Here is a 17,538-nt window from a genome sequence, read left to right as displayed (position 1 = left end):
CGGCTCAAAAGGACGCCTCCAGGCTCAACGACACGGTCTGCTCCTCGTCGAAGGACCGGCTGCGCACGGGGTCGGCGAGCGAGACGCTGAGCGTCCCGAAATCGAGGTCCCAGTTGACCGAAAGGCCATAGCTGGCGCGCATGAAGAAGTCGTCGCCCACCACACCGCCGCCCGCGCCGGGCAGCGACCAAACGCTTCCCGCGTCGGCGAAGACGCCGAGGATCAGGTTGCCGCGCAACGGAAAGAGGTATTCCGCCGAGGCGAGCGCGAAGCGGGTGCCGCCCAGAGCGTCGTCGGTCGCAGCGTCACGCGGGCCGATGCCGCCATAGGCGAAACCGCGCGGCGCCGGGCCGCCGAGAAGGACGCGGTCGTGGATCGGAACCCAGCCGTCCTCGGCCCGGCCCTCGATCAGGCCCGCGGACCCGCTGAGCCGTAGCCCCCCCGCCGCCCCGAGCGGCGCGACGCCCGATGCCGCGAGCGTGGCCTGCGTGGTCGCGCGCGTGTCGGGCGAGGCGGCGAAGCGCAGGCCGGCGCTCGCCTCGATCCCCGGCGCCAGAAGGCCGGCGCCCCGCCGCCCGTCATGGTGCAGCGACAGGCCGATCCCGTAGGCCGTCGCCCGCCCCTCGTCGCGCAGAAGCAGGGGCGACAGCGCGGGGTCGAGGTCGTCGGTCTCGACCCCGTCCCAGAAGGTCTCGGCCCGGTAGGACAGCGTGGGGGACAGGCCGGCGGCGATCCCGAGCGCAAGGCTGGCGTTGCGGCTTGCGAAGCTGTCGGCCTCCCAGTCGGTGGCCGAGACGCCGAGGCGGTAGTAGAGGCTCGCGTCGTCGCCCGGAACGCGCCCGCCCAACTGCACGGAGTCGCCCACGCCGAAGCTGAACGCATGACCGCCCTCGCCGCCGCGCGCCCGGAAGTCCAGCGCGAGCCCTGTGTTGAAGGCGTCCTCGATCACGATGTCGGCAAAGGCCGTGCCGCCATGGATCGAGGAATAGCTCACGCCCGTGACGAGTTCGCCGGTGGTCTGGCCCGTCGCGCCCTGCGGGGCGGTGAGCGCGGCGAGCGCAGTGGCCGCAAGGGCGCGTTTCGCGGGCATGGTCGGAACCGCCATCCTCACATCTCCTGCCGGGGCGCGGGCATGGTGCAGCGGCTGCCCGCCAGCACGTCGTCCGCCTCGAGAAAGAAGAAGACGCTGATGGTGTTGGACGCGACATCGCCGACCTGCGCGGCGTAATCGAGCCGGACGGGATGCTCGCGCGCGCCCTGCGGCCCGTCGGGCAGCACGATCGCGTGGCGCTCGGCCGCCATCACCTGCGAAAGCTGCGCGGTCGGAACGTAGACCTCCACGCGCAAGGGATCGTTGTCGTAGATGGTCGCGATCGGGCGGCCTTGCGTGCCCTCGCCCGGATCGATCAGGTTCTCGCCCACGACCCCGCCGACCTGCGCGCGGATGACGGCGCTGGCGACCTGGTTCTCCATGCGCGCCGCCTCGGCCCGGGCGAGGCGGATGCGCTGCCGCTCTTCGGCGACCGCGCCCTCGGCAAGGTCGAGGTCCAGTTCCGCATCCTCGTAATCTGCCTCGGAGACGGCGTTGCGCTCGTAGCCCGCACGCAGCCGCTCGGCCCGGCGCGACAGGCCGTCGCGGCGCATGATCGCGGTGTCCAGCGCAGCGCGGGCCTCGGCCACGGCGCGGGCCACCGCGAGGTCGGCCTCCATCAGCGAGGTGTCGAGCCGCACGAGCGGATCACCGGGGGCGACCCGCTGGCCGGGGCGCACCATGACCTCGGCCACGACGCCGTTGATCAGCGACGACACCTCGACCGTGCGCAACGGGCGGATCGTGCAGTTGAGCGTGTCGCGCATGGCGGCGACGGCAAGGCCGCCCGCGCCCGCGCCCGCGACCTGCGCCGCGCGCGCCTCGAACGCGCCGGGCGAGGTGACGTCCTGCGCCAGGGCGGACGCCGCCGCGAGGGAGGCCGCGAGAATGCCCAGACCGGCCGCGCCGGCCCGACGTCTCACCCCCCGGCGCGCGACAGGTCGCGCCCCATGAGGTATTGCAGCCGCGCCCAGGCGCGCAGGTATTCGAGGTCGTAGAAATCGACCTCGCTCTCGACGACGTTCAGGCGCAGCTGGCGGCCGACCACGGCGATGTCCACGGTCTCGCCGCTCAGCAGCCGCTCGCGCTCGGCCTGCAGGCCGCGGCGGGCCTGGGTGACGGCGTTGCGCGAGGCGCCAATGGCGCGCGTGAGGGCGGCAAGGCGGTTGTGCGTGGCCACGATCTCGGTTTCCAGCTCGCGGCGGGCGGCATGGTATTCCAGCACCAGCGCGTTGCCCGCCACCCGCGCGGGGCGGCTGCCGTAGCCCTCGCCGGCCGCGTTGAACAGCGGCACGCGCAGCGAAACGCCGATCGTCGTGTCCTCGGTCACCGAGCCGCCGCCGAACCGGCTGGCGTCCCGGTCCTGGTATTCCAGCGAGGCGAAGGCGCTGACGACGGGCGAGAAATCCTCGGCCAGCGCGCGCCTGCGGTCCAGTTCGCCCCCCACCGCACGCAGGGCCGCGGCGGCGATGGCGGGATTGTTGGCGAGGCCGTCCTCGACAGCCTGCTGCGCCGAGACGCGCCGCTCGACGCCACGCACGTCCGAGGGGAACGACGTCGCGCCCACCCCGGTCACGGTCACGCCGGTCAGACCGCTCAGCCGGCCCAGCGCCTCGGCCGCGCTCGCCAGTTCGGTGGCCTCGCGCGCCGCGAGGCTCGCGGCCTCGCCGCGCACCGAGCTTTCGGCGGTGATGTCGCCGAGGCCCAGCTCCTGCAGCGTGGCGTTGCTTGCGGCCTGCCGCGCCAGAAGCTCCTGACGCTGCCGCAGGAAACGCGCCTGCCTGTCGGCCTGAAGCGCCACGAGATAGGCGTCCGTGACCTCGAAGGTCACATCGCGCACGGTGGCGATGTAGGTGACTTCGGCAAGGCTGCGCGCGTTCGTTGCCACCTGAAGCCCGAACAGGCGGCCGAGGTCGAGAAGCGGCTGGTTCACGAGAAGCCGGTAGTCGAGCACCGGGTATTCCGCCTCGCCCTCCTGGAAGACGGCGTTGTCGCTTTCGACCACGCGCTGGTTGATCTGGCTGTAGGTCGCGTCGAAGCTGATCTGCGGCAGGTAGCCGAAGATCGCGTTGAGCCGCTCGGCGTCGGCGCGGTTGATGTCCTGCGCGGCCGCGCCGATCGTGGTGTTGCGCTCCAGCGCGGCGACCAGAAGCTGCCCCAGATCGGCGCCCGTGCCGTCCTCCTGCCCGCCATAGGGGCCCGCCAACGCGCCCGTCGCGTTGTCGCGGCCCAGAAGCCGGGCAAGGCGCTCGTCGGCGCGCGCCGCGCGGTCGGGGTCGATCCCGTCCTGAAGAAGCGCGTTCAACCGCTCGGGGGTGGCGCGGGTCGCAGCGCCGTCGCCGCAGGCCGAAACGAGAAGAAGCGTCGTCATCGCTCCGGCGGCAGCGGTCAGGGTCTTGCGCAAGGTCTGTGTCCCTCAAGCGTTGGGGCATTCGCGATGCCCGGAGCAGGCGCATGATACGCCCGCGGTCTCGTCACGACGCCCGGCGCGACGATCACTCCCCCGAGATCAGGCCACTCCGGATTTGCCGGGCGGCGGCAGGCCCTTCAAGGCGTCCCTCCTCCCTTTGGACACAGTCACCTTCCGGATCACGCGCCGCAACTTGGGAAATGCGCGTGCGGCGATTATGTCGAAAGTATGTTGCGGAATGTCTACATGTTGGGGCGACAAGCGCTGACGCGTGCGCATCGTGCGCCCGGACCCTCGTAAACCGGCTGACTGCCTCAGCCGTCCGAGATGGCGATCCGCACCGGGCAGTCGCGTGGCGCGTCCCCATCGGGCCAGACGCAGCGCGCCCTCGGCAGCACCGCCTCGAGCGCGCTGCCCTCGCCGCCGGACGTGACCGCCACCGTCAGGCTCAGGCCCGGCATGGATCGCCGGAAGGCGCAGATGCGCGGGGGTGCGGAGACGGGCTCGTATCCGCCGAACAGGAACAGGTCCGGCTCCTCCTGGCGCAGCGTCAGCAGGCGGCGCGTCAGTTCCAGCTTGGCGCGGTCCAGATCCCCCGGAAGCACCTCCGGATCGGCGAGGGCCCTCTGCCGCAGGTCGAAATCGACGGCGCGGCGGTTGTCGGGATCGGTGAGCGCATGATACGGCAACTCGCAGCCCTGGTAGATGTCCGGGATACCCGGGATCGTGAGCTTCAGCGCCGTCTGGATCAGGGTCAGCCGCCTGGCCGCGTCGATGATCGCGCGGACCTCGGGGGCGTGGCGCGGGAAGTGGCTGGCGAGGCGGCGCACATAGGCCTGCGCGGCCTCCTCCAGTTCGAGGTCGGGGGCGGTCCAGAAGCTTTCGCTCTTGGCCTCGCGGAGCGCCTTGACCACGTGATCCGCGAGACGTTCGCCCATGTCGCCGTCGCCGGGCTGAAGGGCGAGAAACGTCTGGGCGATGTACCACACGAGATTGGGGTTGAGGCGCGGCGGCGCGAAGCCGCGGCAGATGCGGAACCACGCGCGGAAGGCGTCGGGCTCGCGGGTGATGGCCGCGATGCGCATCCGCGCGTCCTCGGACCGCTTCGTGTCGTGCGAGGAGGTCAGCGTCAGCCCGTGCGGCATCTGCTCCGCGCGGCGCTCCATCGCGCGGTGGAAGCCGTCGATGCCGAGCGGGTCGTCGTCGGGCTCGCCCCCCACCTCGTTGGCCGACAAGAGCCGCACCTCGCGGTAGAAGGCGGTGTCCTCGGCGCTCTTGGCGACGGCGGCGCCCGTCACCTGCTGCATCCTGAGACGGAAGCGCGCGGTCTCCGTCTCGGGGCGGGTCAGCACCTCGCCGAGAAAGGGCAGCGCGCCGGGCTGGTTCAGGCGCCGCACAGCCCGCCCGACCGTGCTGCGCACGAGGGCCGCGTCCGCCGCGCCGATCTCGGTTTCGGTCATGTAGGTGCGGTAGCGCGGGAAGGCCGCGATGAACTCCAGAAGCGCCTCGCGGAGGCTTTCCTGCCCGAATTCGGCGCCATAGGGATCCGCGGCGGCGATCTCGGAGAACAGGCGCTGAAGCGCCCATAGTTCGGCCGCGAGGTCGTGGGTCATCACCTGGTGCCGGGCGCGCCAGATCACCTCGTCGATCGCGTCGGTCCGGCCGGTCGTCTCGCGGTAGGTCTCGGCCACCTGCTCGAGGCCGTGCGCCTCGGTCAGAAGGCGGCAGAGCGCGCGGGCGGCGACATAGCCCGTGGTTCCCTGCACCGGCCATTGCGGCGGCAGCGTTTCGGGGCCCGAGAGGATCTTCTCAACCCATACAGGGGTGTTCGGAACCCGCGCACGCAGGCGGTGGAGATAGGCGTCCGGGTCTGCAAGGCCATCGATATGGTCGATGCGGATGCCGTCGACGATCCCCTCGCCGATCAGACCGAACAGAAGTGCATGGACGTCCTCGAAGACCGCCTCGTCCTCCACGCGCACACCGACGAGGCCGGTGACCGAAAAGAAGCGCCGGTGACTGATTGCGTCGTTCTCGGTGCGCCAGTGCACCAGCCGCCAGGGCTGCTCGGCATGGAGCGCGCGGATCTTCGCGGGGTCGGACCGCGCGGCGGCAAGCGACGCGGTCTCGGCCAGCGGCACGCGCAGTTCCCCCGATACCAGGACGGGCCCGTCCTCGTCGTCGTCCAACCCGAAGCCGCCGTCCTCGAGGATTTCCTCGAAGGGTGCGGGAAGCCACGGAAGGCGGATGCGCTCGGCCCGCGGGTCGAGGTCGAAATGCCCGGCAAAGCGGCTTTGCGCGCCGCGCCTCAGAACGTCGCGCAGCCACGGCGTCTCGGGCGTGAAGGCCATGTGGTTCGGGACGATGTCGAGGATCAGGCCGAGCCCCTTCGCCTTCAGCGCCTTCGACAGCCGCTCCAGCCCCGCGCGGCCGCCGAGCGCGGGGTCGATCTGCCCCTGGTCGATGACGTCGTAGCCATGCGTCGAGCCGCGCGTCGCGGTGAAGAGCGGCGAGGCGTAGAGATGACTGATCCCGAGATCGGCGAAGTAGGGCACGAGCGACGCGGCGCGGTCGAAGTCCATGCCCTGCCGGAATTGCAGACGGTAGCACGACGTCGGAAGGCGCATCGCCATCACGCCGCCTCCAGGTAGTGCACGGCCTCCGCGCGGGCCCGCGCGCCGCCTGTGCGGTGGATCTCGCGCCCCCGGCCGTCCGGAAGCGCCGCCGCGCCGAAGCGCGCGCGCAGCGACAGGCGGACCCCGCCCAGCCGCCAGTCCACCGCGAGCCGCCCGTCGCGCGCCGCGAGGCAGGTCCCGCAGTGCCCGCCCGCCGCGCCGAGATGCGGCACGAGCAGGCGATGACGCAGGTCGAGAAGGGTCGCGATCCCGGCCATCCGCGCCTGCCCCTCCGCGCTGTCGCGGCGCGCGGGGTCGAGCTTGCAGCGCAGGAAGGTCTCCCTGGCGATCGGATCGGGGATTTCCTTGCCGGTGAAGTCGGAGAAGCCGCGGAATTCCGCCCTCCGCCCCTCGCGCACCGCATCGTCGAGCGCGTCGCCGAAATGTGCAAAGAACAGGAACGGCCGCGTCTCGCCGTATTCCTCGCCCATGAACAGCAGCGGAACATGCGGCGACAGAAGCAGGATGGCGGTCAGCGCCGACAGCGTGTCGCCGTCCGTCAGCGCGTCCAGCCGCTCCCCCAGCGCGCGGTTGCCGGTCTGGTCGTGGTTCTGCAGGAAGTCCACGAAGGCGACGGGCGGAAGGTGCGCCGAAGGCTCGCCGCGCCCGCCCTCGCCCTGGAAGGCGAACCCCTCGGACAGCGCGCGTCCCAGATGGGCGAGCGGGTCGTCGGCGAAGGGGGCGTAGTAGTCCTCGTGCTCGCCGGTCGCCAGAACGTGGGCGGCATTGTGCATGTCGTCGTTCCATTCCGCGGTGTGCAGCGCGGCGCGGCCGTCCTCGCGCTCGTGCAGATGGGTGACGTTGCGGTTGTCCTCCGTGGTGAGGTGGATGCGTCGCCCCGGCAGGCGGGCGCGGACCTCGCGGGCGAGTTCGACCAGCAACTCGGGCTCGGAGGGGTCGGCGATCTGGTCGATCGCGTCGAGGCGCAGGCCGTCGAAGCCGAACTCGCCCAGCCAGTAGAGCGCGTTGTCGATGAAGAAGCGCCGGACGGGGGCCTGCGTGTAGTCGATCCCCGCGCCCCATGGCGTGTGGCGGCCCGCGTCGAAGAAGTCCGGCGCATAGAGCGGCAGGTAATTCCCGTCGGGACCGAAGTGGTTGTAGACCACGTCGAGCAGCACCATCAGGCCGCGCGCGTGCGCCGCCTCGATCAGCGCGGCGAGGTCGTCGGGGCGCCCGTAGACCTCGTGCGGACAATAGGGCAGCACGCCGTCGTAGCCCCAGCCGCGGTCGCCGCCGAACCGCGCGAGGGGCATGATCTCGATCGCCGTGATCCCGATCCGGGCAAGGCGGTCCAGTTCGGGGATCGCGGCGCGGAAGGTGCCCTCCGGCGTGAAGGTGCCGACGTGAAGCTCGTAGATCACGGCCTCCTCCCACGGACGGCCGGGCCATGGCGCGGGCGTCCTCGGGGCCACGAGGCGCGAGGCGCCGTGAACGTCGCCCGCCTGCTGGCGCGAGGCCGGGTCGGGCACCGCGGTCCCGTCCGGCAGGACGAAGGCGTAGTCCATGCCCTTGCTCGCCTCGGCGCGGGCGCCGAACCAGCCCTCGCCCTCCTGCGTCATGGCGAGGTCCCGGCCCGCCAGCCTCAGCGTCAGCGCCTCCACCCCAGGCGCCCAGATGCGGAAGCGCCAGCACCCGTCGCCCGCGGGCGACGCGCCCCAGCCGGCGTCCGCCTCAATGGTCAAGGCCCGTCTCCAGCAGCAAGAGCGAGCGGGCCGGCAGGATCGTGTCGCCGCCGTGGACGTGCCAGCACCCGGTGTCCTCGGCGATGCCGCGCGCGGTGTCCACCAGAAGCGACCAGCGCCGGTCCTCGCCGCCCGGTAGCGCGAAGTCGAGGTCCACGTCCGAGGCGTTCATGGCCATCAGGAGGAACGTCGTGCCCTCGTGCATCAGAAGGCCGACCGCGCGGCTTTCGCCATTGTCCCAGTCCTCGGCCGTCATCTCCTCGCCGTCGGGCCGCAGCCACTTGGCGAAGCGGTTGTGCCGCGCGTCGGGGCCGGCATGAAGGAACCTCTCGGCCAGAAACAGGCCGCGGCCGGCGCGCAGGCGGACGAGGCGCCGCACGAAATCCTCGAATTCCAGCTCGTCGTCCGGCGGGGTCCAGTCCTGCCAGTTGATCGCGCCCGGCTGGCAGTAGGAGTTGTTGTTGCCGTTCTGCGTACGCCCGCGCTCGTCACCCATCAGGATCATCGGCGTGCCCTGGCTGAACAGGAGCGTCGCCATCATGTTGCGCCGCTGACGGTCGCGCAGCGCGTTGATCGCGGGATCGTCGGTCGGCCCTTCGGCCCCGCAGTTCCAGCTGAGATTGTGGGAATGGCCGTCCGCGTTGCCTTCCTGGTTCGCCTCGTTGTGCTTGTCGTTGTAGGACACGAGGTCCTTCAGCGTGAAACCGTCATGCGCGGTCACGAAGTTCACGCTCGCCCACGGGCGCCGCCCGTCATGGGCGAAGGTCGCGGCCGACCCCAGAAGCCCGCCTGCGACATGCTTCAACGCGCCCGGGTCGCCGCGCCAGAAGCCGCGCAGCGTGTCGCGATACCGATCGTTCCATTCCGCCCAGCCGGGGGGGAAATTGCCCAGCTGGTAGCCGCCGGGCCCGGTATCCCACGGCTCGGCGATCAACTTCACGCCCGCCAGAACGGGGTCCTGGCGCACGGCCTCGAGGAAGATCGCGTGCTCCGAATAGGTCTCGCCGTCGCGGCCGAGCGTGGTGGCGAGGTCGAAGCGGAAGCCGTCGACGTGACATTCCTCGACCCAGTAGCGCAGCGAATCCATCACCATCTGCAGCACGCGGGAATTGCGCAGGTTCAGCGAGTTTCCGCAGCCCGTGGTGTCGTAGTAGTAGCGCGGGTCCTCCGACAGGCGGTAGTAGCTGGCGTTGTCGATGCCCCGGAAGGACAGCGTGGGGCCAAGCTCCGAGCCCTCGGCGGTGTGGTTGTAGACCACGTCCATGATGACCTCGATCCCCGCCTCGTGCAGGCGGCGGACCATCAGCTTGAACTCGTGCAGGCCGCCGTCATGCGTCAGGTATCGCGGCGCGGGCGCGAAGAAGCCGATGGTGGAATATCCCCACCAGTTGACCAGCCCACGGTCGGTCAGGTGGCCCTCGTCGTAGAAGGCCTGCACCGGCAGAAGTTCGATCGCGGTGACGCCCAGCTTCACGAGGTGGTCGATCACGCGGGGATCGGCGAGGCCCTCGAAGGTGCCGCGGAGCGGCTCGTCGATCATCTCGCAGCCCATCGTCATGCCGCCGACATGCGCCTCGTAGATCAGCGTCCGCCCGAAGGGCACGTCGGGCCGGACGTCGCCGCCCCAGGTATGGGCAGGGTCCACCACGACGCATTTCGGCATGACGAAGGAGGAGTCGCGCCGGTCGAAGCTGAGGTCGCCCTGGGCGTTGCCGATCTTGTAGCCGAATAGCGCCTCGTGCCAGCGCAGGTTGCCGACATGCTGAAGCGCGTAGGGGTCAAGCAGCAGCTTGTTGGGGTTGAAGCGGTGCCCCGCCTCGGGTGCGTAGGGCCCGTGCACGCGGTAGCCGTAAAGCTGGCCTGGGCGCACGTCGGGCAGGTAGCCGTGCCAGACCTGATGGGTGAACTCGGGCAGCTCGATGCGTTCCAGCTCGCGCCGGCCGCGGTTGTCGAACAGGCACAGCTCCACCCGCTCGGCATGGGCCGAGAACAGCGCGAAATTGGTGCCCGAGCCGTCCCAGCTTGCGCCGAGGGGGACGTCCGATCCGGCGTGGACGCGGCGCGACAGGGTTGCGGGGGCGGCCTTGTCCATGCGCTCAGTCCGGGGTCAGGAAGACGGTGGCGAGCGGGGGCAGCGTCACCGAAAGCGAATGGGGCTGGCCGTGCATCCCCTCGTCGGAGGCGCGCAGCGTGCCGTTGCCCGCCCCCGAGCCGCCATACTCGGCCCGGTCGGTGTTCAGCCGCTCGCTCCAGGTGCCCGCCCAGGGCACGCCGATGCGGTAATTCTCGCGCAGGACGGGGGCCATGTTGGAGATCACGACGACGGGCTTCGCGCCGTCCTCGCCGTGGCGCACGAAGGAGAACACGTTGTTGTCGCTGTCGCCCCCCTCGATCCACGCAAATCCCTCGGGCGCGCAGTCGCGCTGGTGCAGCCCCGGCTCGGACCGGTAGAGCGCGTTGAGGTCGCGCACCACCTTCCGCATCCCGTCGTGGAGCGGATCCTCCAGCAGATGCCAGTCGAGCGAGATGTCGTGGTTCCACTCCCGCTCCTGTGCGAACTCTCCGCCCATGAACAGAAGCTTCTTGCCCGGATGCCCCCACATGAAGCCGTAGTAGGCGCGCAGGTTCGCGAACTTCTGCCAGCGGTCGCCAGGCATCTTGCCCAGCATCGAGCCCTTTCCGTGCACCACCTCGTCATGGCTGAGCGGCAGCACGAAATTCTCGGAGAAGGCGTAGACCAGGCCGAAGGTCATCTCGTGGTGATGATACTTCCGGTGAACGGGATCCTGGCTCATGTACTGGAGCGTGTCGTGCATCCAGCCCATGTTCCACTTGAAGTCGAACCCGAGGCCGCCGTCGGACACGGGCCGCGAGACGCCGGGCCATGCCGTGCTTTCCTCGGCGATGGTCAGCGCGCCGGGGACGTAGTCGCGCGCCACCTCGTTCATTCCCTTGAGGAACTCGATCGCATCGAGGTTCTCGCGGCCGCCGTAGCGGTTGGGGATCCACTCGCCCTCGTTGCGCGAATAGTCGAGGTATAGCATCGAGGCCACGGCATCGACGCGCAGCGCGTCGATGTGCAGCTCCTTCAGCCAGTAGATCGCCGAGGCCCGCAGGAAATTCGCCACCTCGCGCCGGCCGAAGTTGTAGATCAGCGTGTTCCAGTCCTGGTGGAAGCCCTGCCGGGGGTCGGCGTGCTCGTAGAGCGCGGTGCCGTCGAAGTTGCCGAGGCCGTGGGCGTCGGTGGGGAAATGCGCCGGCACCCAGTCCACGATCACGCCGATGCCCGCGCCGTGCAGTCGGTCGACCAGGGCCGCGAAATCCTCGGGCGTGCCGAAGCGGGACGTGGGCGCGAACAGGCCCACCGGCTGGTAGCCCCACGACCCCGAGAAGGGATGCTCGCTCACGGGCAGGAACTCGACATGGGTGAACCCCATCTCGGAGACGTAGTCCACGAGCTGCTCGGCGAGCGTGGCGTAATCGAGCATCTCGCCCTCGAGCGTGCGCCGCCAGCTGCCGAGATGCACCTCGTAGATCGAGACGGGCGCGCGGCGCTGGTCGGCCGCGCGCGCCTCCATCCAGCCGTCATCGCTCCATTCGTATCGCGGAAGCCCGTGCACGATCGAGGCCGTTTCGGGCGGCAGCTCGGCATAGGTTCCGACCGGATCGGTCTTCAGCGGCTGAAGATGGCCGTAGGCGCCGACGATCTCGTACTTGTAGATCTCGCCCGGCCCGATGCCCGGCAGGAAGATTTCCCACACGCCCGTGGCGCCCCTGCGGCGCATCGCGTGGCGGCGGCCGTCCCAGGCGTTGAAATGCCCCACGACCGAGACGCGGCGCGCATTGGGCGCCCAGACGGCGAAGGCCGTGCCCTCGACGCCCTCGTGCGTCATCGGATGCGCGCCGAGGCGGCGGTAAAGCTCTTCGTGGCGCCCCTCGCCGAGCAGGTATTCGTCCAGTTCGCCCATCACGGGCCCGAAGGCGTAGGGGTCGCCGACCTCCCATTCGTGCCCCGTGGCGTTGCGCATCCTCAGGCGGTAGGGCTGGCGTTTCTTGCGCCGCTTGAAGCAGGCGTGGAAGAAGCCCTCGGGGTCGATCAGCTGGAGCGCGCCGAGCGTCCGGCCCTTCATGTCGAGCACCTCGACCTCGGTCGCGTCCGGCGCGAAGACGTTGACCGTGATCGGCCCGTCCCCGTGCTGGTGCATTCCGAGGATGCGGAAGGGATCTCCGTGCTGGCCGCGCAGGATCGCCTCGATCTCGGCGGCGGCCGGTGCGGTGTCGGGATAGGTCGATGGGGTCATCGTTGTTCGTCCATGGTCAGGGACAGCAGGCCGCGGAGCGGGATTTCGATCCAGTCGGGGCGCATGGAAAGCTCGTAGCCCACCTCGTAGGCCGCCTTCTGGATGAGAAAGAGGTCGAGCAGCGCGCGCTCGGCCTCTGGATCGTCGGGGTGGACCGGCGCGCCGGCCATCGTGGCGCGGTAGGCGTCGAGGAACGCGCCCTGCGTGGCCTGCCGCCAGCCGTCGACGCCGGCCAGCGTGCGCTCGGGGTCGGCGCCCAGTTCCAGGCGCCGCCGGACGGTGGACCAGAGCGCGTAGTCGAAGCTGCGCAGCATCCCCGCCACGTCGCGCAGGGGCGAGGTCTTGGCCGTGCGCTCCTCGAGGGTCCGCGTGGGCTCTCCCTCGAAATCGATGATCATGACGTCGCGCTGCACGACGAGGACCTGGCCGAGGTGGTAGTCGCCGTGGATGCGGCAGCACCCGCCCGAGGGGGCCATGCCGCGCACCCGGTCGAGCCGCTCCAGGAGGCGGCCGCGCCCGTCGAGCAGCGATTGCGCAAGCTCGGCGCTGCCGGCCGGAAGGTCCCGCAGCCGCGACTGCAGCCGGTCGAGGACACCCGAGACCTCGCCCCGGATCTCGTCCACGGCGCGCACGAGCCTGTCGCCGCCCAGCGGTTCCGTCCCGAAGGCGCCGCCCGGCGCGCCGCTCGACAGCGCGCGGTGCAATTCCGCCGTGCGCCGGCCCAGCACCTCGCCAAGGTCGAGCGGCCCGCCCATGACCGCGCCCTCCTCGGCCTCCTCGGGCTTGAGACCGCGTTCGACGGTGTCGTGGCGTTCCATGTCGCGATCCAGCGCCTCGGTGACGTAGGTCCAGGCGTCGCCCTGGTTGCGGACGAACTCGCTGGCGGCCGCCAGCGTCGTCACCTGCCCCTCGGCGTCGATCAGGTCGAGCGTGCCCAGAAGCGGCGGCGTGGCCTCGAAGTCCGTCTCCTCGGTCAGGAAGCGGCCCACCTCGATATCGGGCTGGATACCCCGGCGGAGGCGCCGGTAGAGCTTCAGGATCAGCTTGTCAGAGAAGGCGATCGAGGCGTTCGACTGCTCCGCCGACAGAAGCCGGGGCACGCCCGGATCGGCGGCGGGGCCCTCGAGCCGCTCGGTGGGCGAGAAGACAAGCCTTCCGTTCTCGCCCGCGTCGATCTCGCGGCCCTCGCGAAGCGCGGCCAGCAGCGCGTTGGCCATGCCCTCTTCCACGGCGCCGTCCACGATCGCGCCGACCCGGTTGGCCTGGCGAAGCTTGGCGAGCGTCGCGGGAAGGCGCGGACCCATCGTCAGGTTGTCCTCGCCCCAGAGCGCCGCGAGCGGCAGGAAGTAACGCTGATCGGCACCGCCGACGCGAACGTCCACGACGGACAGAAGGTGCTGCCGGTCAAGCTCGGCCAACGGTCTGAGACGCGCGTGTTCGATGCGCCCCTCCTTGGCCCCGAACCAGCGTTGCAGGGGCAGGTAGGCGCAGAGCGAACGGCGCTCGAACTCGTCGCGCGAGCGGTCGGCCATCGCCCCGGAGATCGACCCGTCGCGCGTGGTCAGCGTGATGAAGTCGGGAAGCATCTGGGCATACCCCGCGTGCCAGCTGGGCGCCTCCTTCGCGTCGGCGAGAAGGAACCAGTAGAACCCGTAGGCCGGAAGCGTCAGCAGGTAGGGCAGCTCGCCCACCGGCGGAAACGGCGACTGGCCGGTCAGCTCGATCGGCACCCGGCCCTCGAATTCCGAAAGGTCGATCTCCGCCGCCTGCGCCTGCCGCGACAGGTTGGCGATGCAGAACACCGCGTCCTCGCCCTGCCGCCTGACATAGGCGAGCACCTTGCGGTTGGAGGGGTACAGAAGCTCGATCTCGCCGCGACCGAACAGGTTGTGGCGCTGGCGCACGGCGATCATGCGCTTCATCCAGTTCAGAAGCGACGAGGGCGAGGCCTGCTGCGCCTCGACGTTCACCGCCTCGTAGCCGAAGACCGGGTCCTGGATGGTGGGCAGGTAGAGTGCCTGCGGGTTGGCGCGGGAAAAGCCCGCGTTGCGGTCGGCCGACCACTGCATGGGCGTGCGTACCCCGTCGCGGTCGCCGAGATAGTAGTTGTCGCCCATGCCGATCTCGTCACCGAAATAGACCACGGGCGTGCCGGGCATCGACAGCAGGAGCGAGTTCAGAAGCTCGATCTTGCGCCGATCGTTCTGCAAGAGCGGCGCGAGGCGGCGGCGGATGCCCATGTTGATCCGCGCGCGCTTGTCGCTGGCGTAGAAATCCCACAGGTAGTCGCGCTCGCGGTCCGTCACCATCTCGAGCGTCAGCTCGTCGTGGTTGCGCAGGAAGATCGCCCACTGGCAGTTGTCGGGGATCGCGGGCGTCTGCCGGATGATGTCGGTGATCGGATAGCGGTCCTCCTGCGCGACGGCCATGTACATCCGGGGCATGAGCGGAAAGTGGAAGCCCATGTGGCACTCGTCGCCCTCGCCGAAATAGGGCCGCGTGTCCTCGGGCCACTGGTTCGCCTCGGCCAGAAGCATCTTGTCGTCGTAATGGGCGTCGAGATCGGCGCGGATCGCCTTGAGGACGGCGTGCGTCTCGGGGAGGTTCTCGTTGTTGGTGCCGTCGCGCTCCACGAGGTAGGGGATCGCATCGAGGCGCAGGCCGTCCACGCCCTTGTCCAGCCAGAAGTGCATCACGTCCAGCACCTCGCGCAGAACCTCCGGGTTGTCGAAGTTCAGGTCCGGCTGGTGGTCGAAGAAGCGGTGCCAGTAGAACTGTTCGGCCACCGGATCCCACGACCAGTTGCTGTCGTGGGTGTCGTTGAAGATCACCCGCGTCTTGTCCATCCACCTGGACGGGTCGTCCGACCAGACGTAGAAGTCGCGCTCGGGGCTGTCCTTGGGCGCGCGCCGGGCGCGCTGGAACCATTCGTGCTGGTCGCTGGTGTGATTGATGACCAGCTCGGTGATGACCTTCAGGCCGCGCCGGTGCGCCTCGTCCACGAAGGCCTGGAAATCCCCCATCGTGCCATAGGACGGGTTGATCGCCTTGTATTCGCCGATGTCGTAGCCGTCGTCCCTGAGGGGCGAGGGGTAGAACGGCAGGAGCCAGATCGCGGTCGCGCCCAGCTCCTGCACATGGTCGAGCCGCTGCATGAGACCGGCGAAATCGCCGATCCCGTCTCCGTTGGAATCCTGGAAGGCCTTGACGTGGATCTGGTAGATCACCGCGTCCTTGTACCAGTCCTGCGCCGGCACGGCCGGATCGGCGGCCAGCAGGTCCTTGTCCACGACGGTCATTGCGCACCTCCCGGGGGGAACAGCTTCCAGATGGCGTAGGGCCGCTCCTGCGGGTCGAGCCAGAGCCTGTGGCTTTTGCCGTGCCAGGTGAAGCGGTTGCCGTGGATGGCGTCCTCGGCCCCGACCGAGGCCTCGTCGGGCAGGCCGAACTCCCACAGCGGCAGCTCGAAGCCGAACTCCGCCGGGGCGAAGGGATCCACGAGGACGTGGAACAGAAGGTAGTTGCGCGCGGCCTCGTCGAAGCGCCCGTAGAACAGCACCCTGTCGTCATCCACGGGCAGGAAGCGGATATTGGTGAAATCCTTCATCGCCGGGTTCTCGCGGCGGATGCGGTTGATCAGCCGCACGTCGTCCTTGATGTTGCCCGGCGCGTCCCAGTCGCGGTGCTTCAGCTCGTATTTCTCGGAATGGAGATACTCGTCCTTGGGCGGCAGCCAGTCGGCCTCGCACAGCTCGAAGCCCGAATAGAGGCCCCAGTTTCCCACCAGCGAGCCCGCCATGACCGTGCGCGTGCGAAAGCCCGGCCGACCGGAATCGTGGTTGAAGTAGGGATTGATGTCGGGGGTGTTGGTGAAGAAGTTCGGACGCATGTAGTGGCGGCATGCGTCGCGCGACAGCTCGGTGACGTACTGGGCCAGCTCCGGCGCGGTGTTGCGCCAGGTGTAGTAGGTGTAGCTCTGGTTGAAGCCCAGCTTGGCGAGGTGCTTCATCACCTTGGGCCGGGTGAAGGCCTCGGACAGGAAGATCGTCTCGGGGTGGTCGCGCCGGACTTCCTCGATGATCCACTCCCAGAAGGGGAACGGCTTGGTGTGGGGGTTGTCGACGCGGAAGATCGTGACGCCGTGGCCGATCCAGAACACGAAGAGGTCGCGGATCGCCTCCCAGAAGGGGATGTTGGGCTCCTCGCCGAGGTAATAGCTGAAGTTGACGATGTCCTCGTATTTCTTCGGCGGGTTCTCGGCATGCTTGATGCTGCCGTCGGGGCGGTGCTCGAACCACTCGGGGTGCTCGGCGATCCAGGGATGGTCGGGCGAGGCGTTCAGCGCGATGTCGAGCGCGATCTCGAGGCCCTTGCCCCGCGCGGCCTCGACCAGCGCATCGAAGTCCTCCATCGTGCCCAGTTCGGGGTGCACCGCGTCCATGCCGCCCTCGGGCGATCCGATCGCGTAGGGCGAGCCCACGTCCTCGGGATCGGAGCGCAGGGAATTGTTGCGGCCCTTGCGGTTGGTCGCGCCTATGGGGTGGATCGGCGGAAAATAGAGGACGTCGAAGCCGAGGTCGGCAACGTAGTCCAGGCGTCCGATCACGTCGCGGAAGGTGCCGTGGCGCCCCTCGGGACCCTGCGAGCGGGGGAACAGCTCGTACCACGCCGAAAACGCCGCGCGCTCGCGATCGACCCAGACCGGCACCCTGCGCGAACGGGTCAGGTTGGCGCGGGGCCCGTGCGCGGCCATGAAGGCCGCCGCCTCGTCGGTCAGAAGCGCCTTCACGTCGCCCGCCTGCGCGGCCTTGCGGAGCGCCTTCAACGGCTCGCCCTGCCCGCGCGGCGCCTTCATCGCACCGAGGATTTCGGCCGCCTCCTGCAGCTCGACCCCGATGTCCACGCCTGCGGCGATCTTCCGTGCGGTGTCGCGCGCCCAGCTGCCCCAGACGTCGCGCCACGCCAGCACCTCGAAGCCCGCAGGCCCGTTCCCGGAGAGCACGATCTCCGCGCTCCAGCGGTCGTTGCCCTCGTGGATCATCGGCACGAGCGCGCCCTCCGACGTCTCGACGGCGGCGCCGAACACCTCGTGGCCGTCGCCGAAGACGTCCGCCTCCACGCGCATGAGCCAGCCTGCGACCGCCTTGGCCGCGAAGCGCCCCGCGTCGATGTCCGGATCGATGCCCTCTATCGCAAGCCTGTTCGACGCAAGGTCCTTCAACCGTGCCGCCGAGCTGGCGCGGCTTTTGCTTGCCGCCATTCGTCGTTCTCCCCGTCGTCCGTTATGTCGCCGCGCATTTCGAACGTCATGCCGGCTTTTCATGACAAACCCGCGAGTGCCGCGCGTGTTCCCCGAAACGTGCCGATCCGGCGGCTGCGC

At 69.7% G+C, this 17,538-nt stretch carries 9 protein-coding genes; all 9 read right to left on the bottom strand.

All coding sequences use genetic code 11. The features are described from left to right. Positions 1-4 precede the first annotated feature (4 nt). Complete coding sequence (locus tag P6F26_RS16630; protein WP_278029830.1) at positions 5-1,105, bottom strand: BamA/TamA family outer membrane protein; 1,101 nt, start codon at positions 1,103-1,105, stop codon at positions 5-7. Positions 1,106-1,107: 2 nt separating this feature from the next. Next, positions 1,108-2,013, bottom strand: a complete 906-nt coding sequence (locus P6F26_RS16625; RefSeq protein WP_278029829.1) for an efflux RND transporter periplasmic adaptor subunit — start codon at positions 2,011-2,013, stop codon at positions 1,108-1,110. Continuing rightward, positions 2,010-3,494, bottom strand: coding sequence for a TolC family protein (locus tag P6F26_RS16620; protein WP_278029828.1), 1,485 nt, complete (start codon positions 3,492-3,494; stop codon positions 2,010-2,012). Before P6F26_RS16620 ends, P6F26_RS16625 begins: the two co-directional genes overlap by 4 nt. A 320-nt stretch (positions 3,495-3,814) precedes the next feature. Next, positions 3,815-6,133: a malto-oligosyltrehalose synthase gene (gene treY / locus P6F26_RS16615; RefSeq protein WP_278029827.1), complete on the bottom strand. Its 2,319-nt coding sequence runs from the start codon at positions 6,131-6,133 to the stop codon at positions 3,815-3,817. Continuing rightward, positions 6,133-7,857, bottom strand: a complete 1,725-nt coding sequence (gene treZ / locus P6F26_RS16610) for a malto-oligosyltrehalose trehalohydrolase (protein ID WP_278029826.1) — start codon at positions 7,855-7,857, stop codon at positions 6,133-6,135. The genes treY and treZ overlap by 1 nt, the downstream gene beginning before the upstream one ends. Beyond that, the gene (glgX, locus tag P6F26_RS16605; RefSeq protein WP_278029825.1) at positions 7,847-9,949 is read right to left on the bottom strand and encodes a glycogen debranching protein GlgX; all 2,103 of its coding nucleotides are present in this window, start codon (positions 9,947-9,949) and stop codon (positions 7,847-7,849) included. The genes treZ and glgX overlap by 11 nt, the downstream gene beginning before the upstream one ends. 4 nt (positions 9,950-9,953) lie before the next feature. After that, positions 9,954-12,158, bottom strand: a complete 2,205-nt coding sequence (glgB, locus tag P6F26_RS16600; protein WP_278029824.1) for a 1,4-alpha-glucan branching protein GlgB — start codon at positions 12,156-12,158, stop codon at positions 9,954-9,956. Then, complete coding sequence (gene treS / locus P6F26_RS16595; protein WP_278029823.1) at positions 12,155-15,457, bottom strand: maltose alpha-D-glucosyltransferase; 3,303 nt, start codon at positions 15,455-15,457, stop codon at positions 12,155-12,157. Before treS ends, glgB begins: the two co-directional genes overlap by 4 nt. Next, entirely contained in the window at positions 15,454-17,418 is a 1,965-nt protein-coding gene (locus P6F26_RS16590; protein ID WP_278029822.1) for an alpha-1,4-glucan--maltose-1-phosphate maltosyltransferase, read from the bottom strand. Before P6F26_RS16590 ends, treS begins: the two co-directional genes overlap by 4 nt. Positions 17,419-17,538: the final 120 nt, after the last annotated feature.

It is taken from the genome of Roseicyclus salinarum (genome assembly GCF_029624655.1).
Classification (GTDB): Bacteria; Pseudomonadota; Alphaproteobacteria; order Rhodobacterales; family Rhodobacteraceae; genus Roseibacterium; species Roseibacterium salinarum.
The sequence above is the reverse complement of the archived record's forward strand: the minus strand, read 5'-3'. Positions and strand labels throughout refer to the sequence as shown.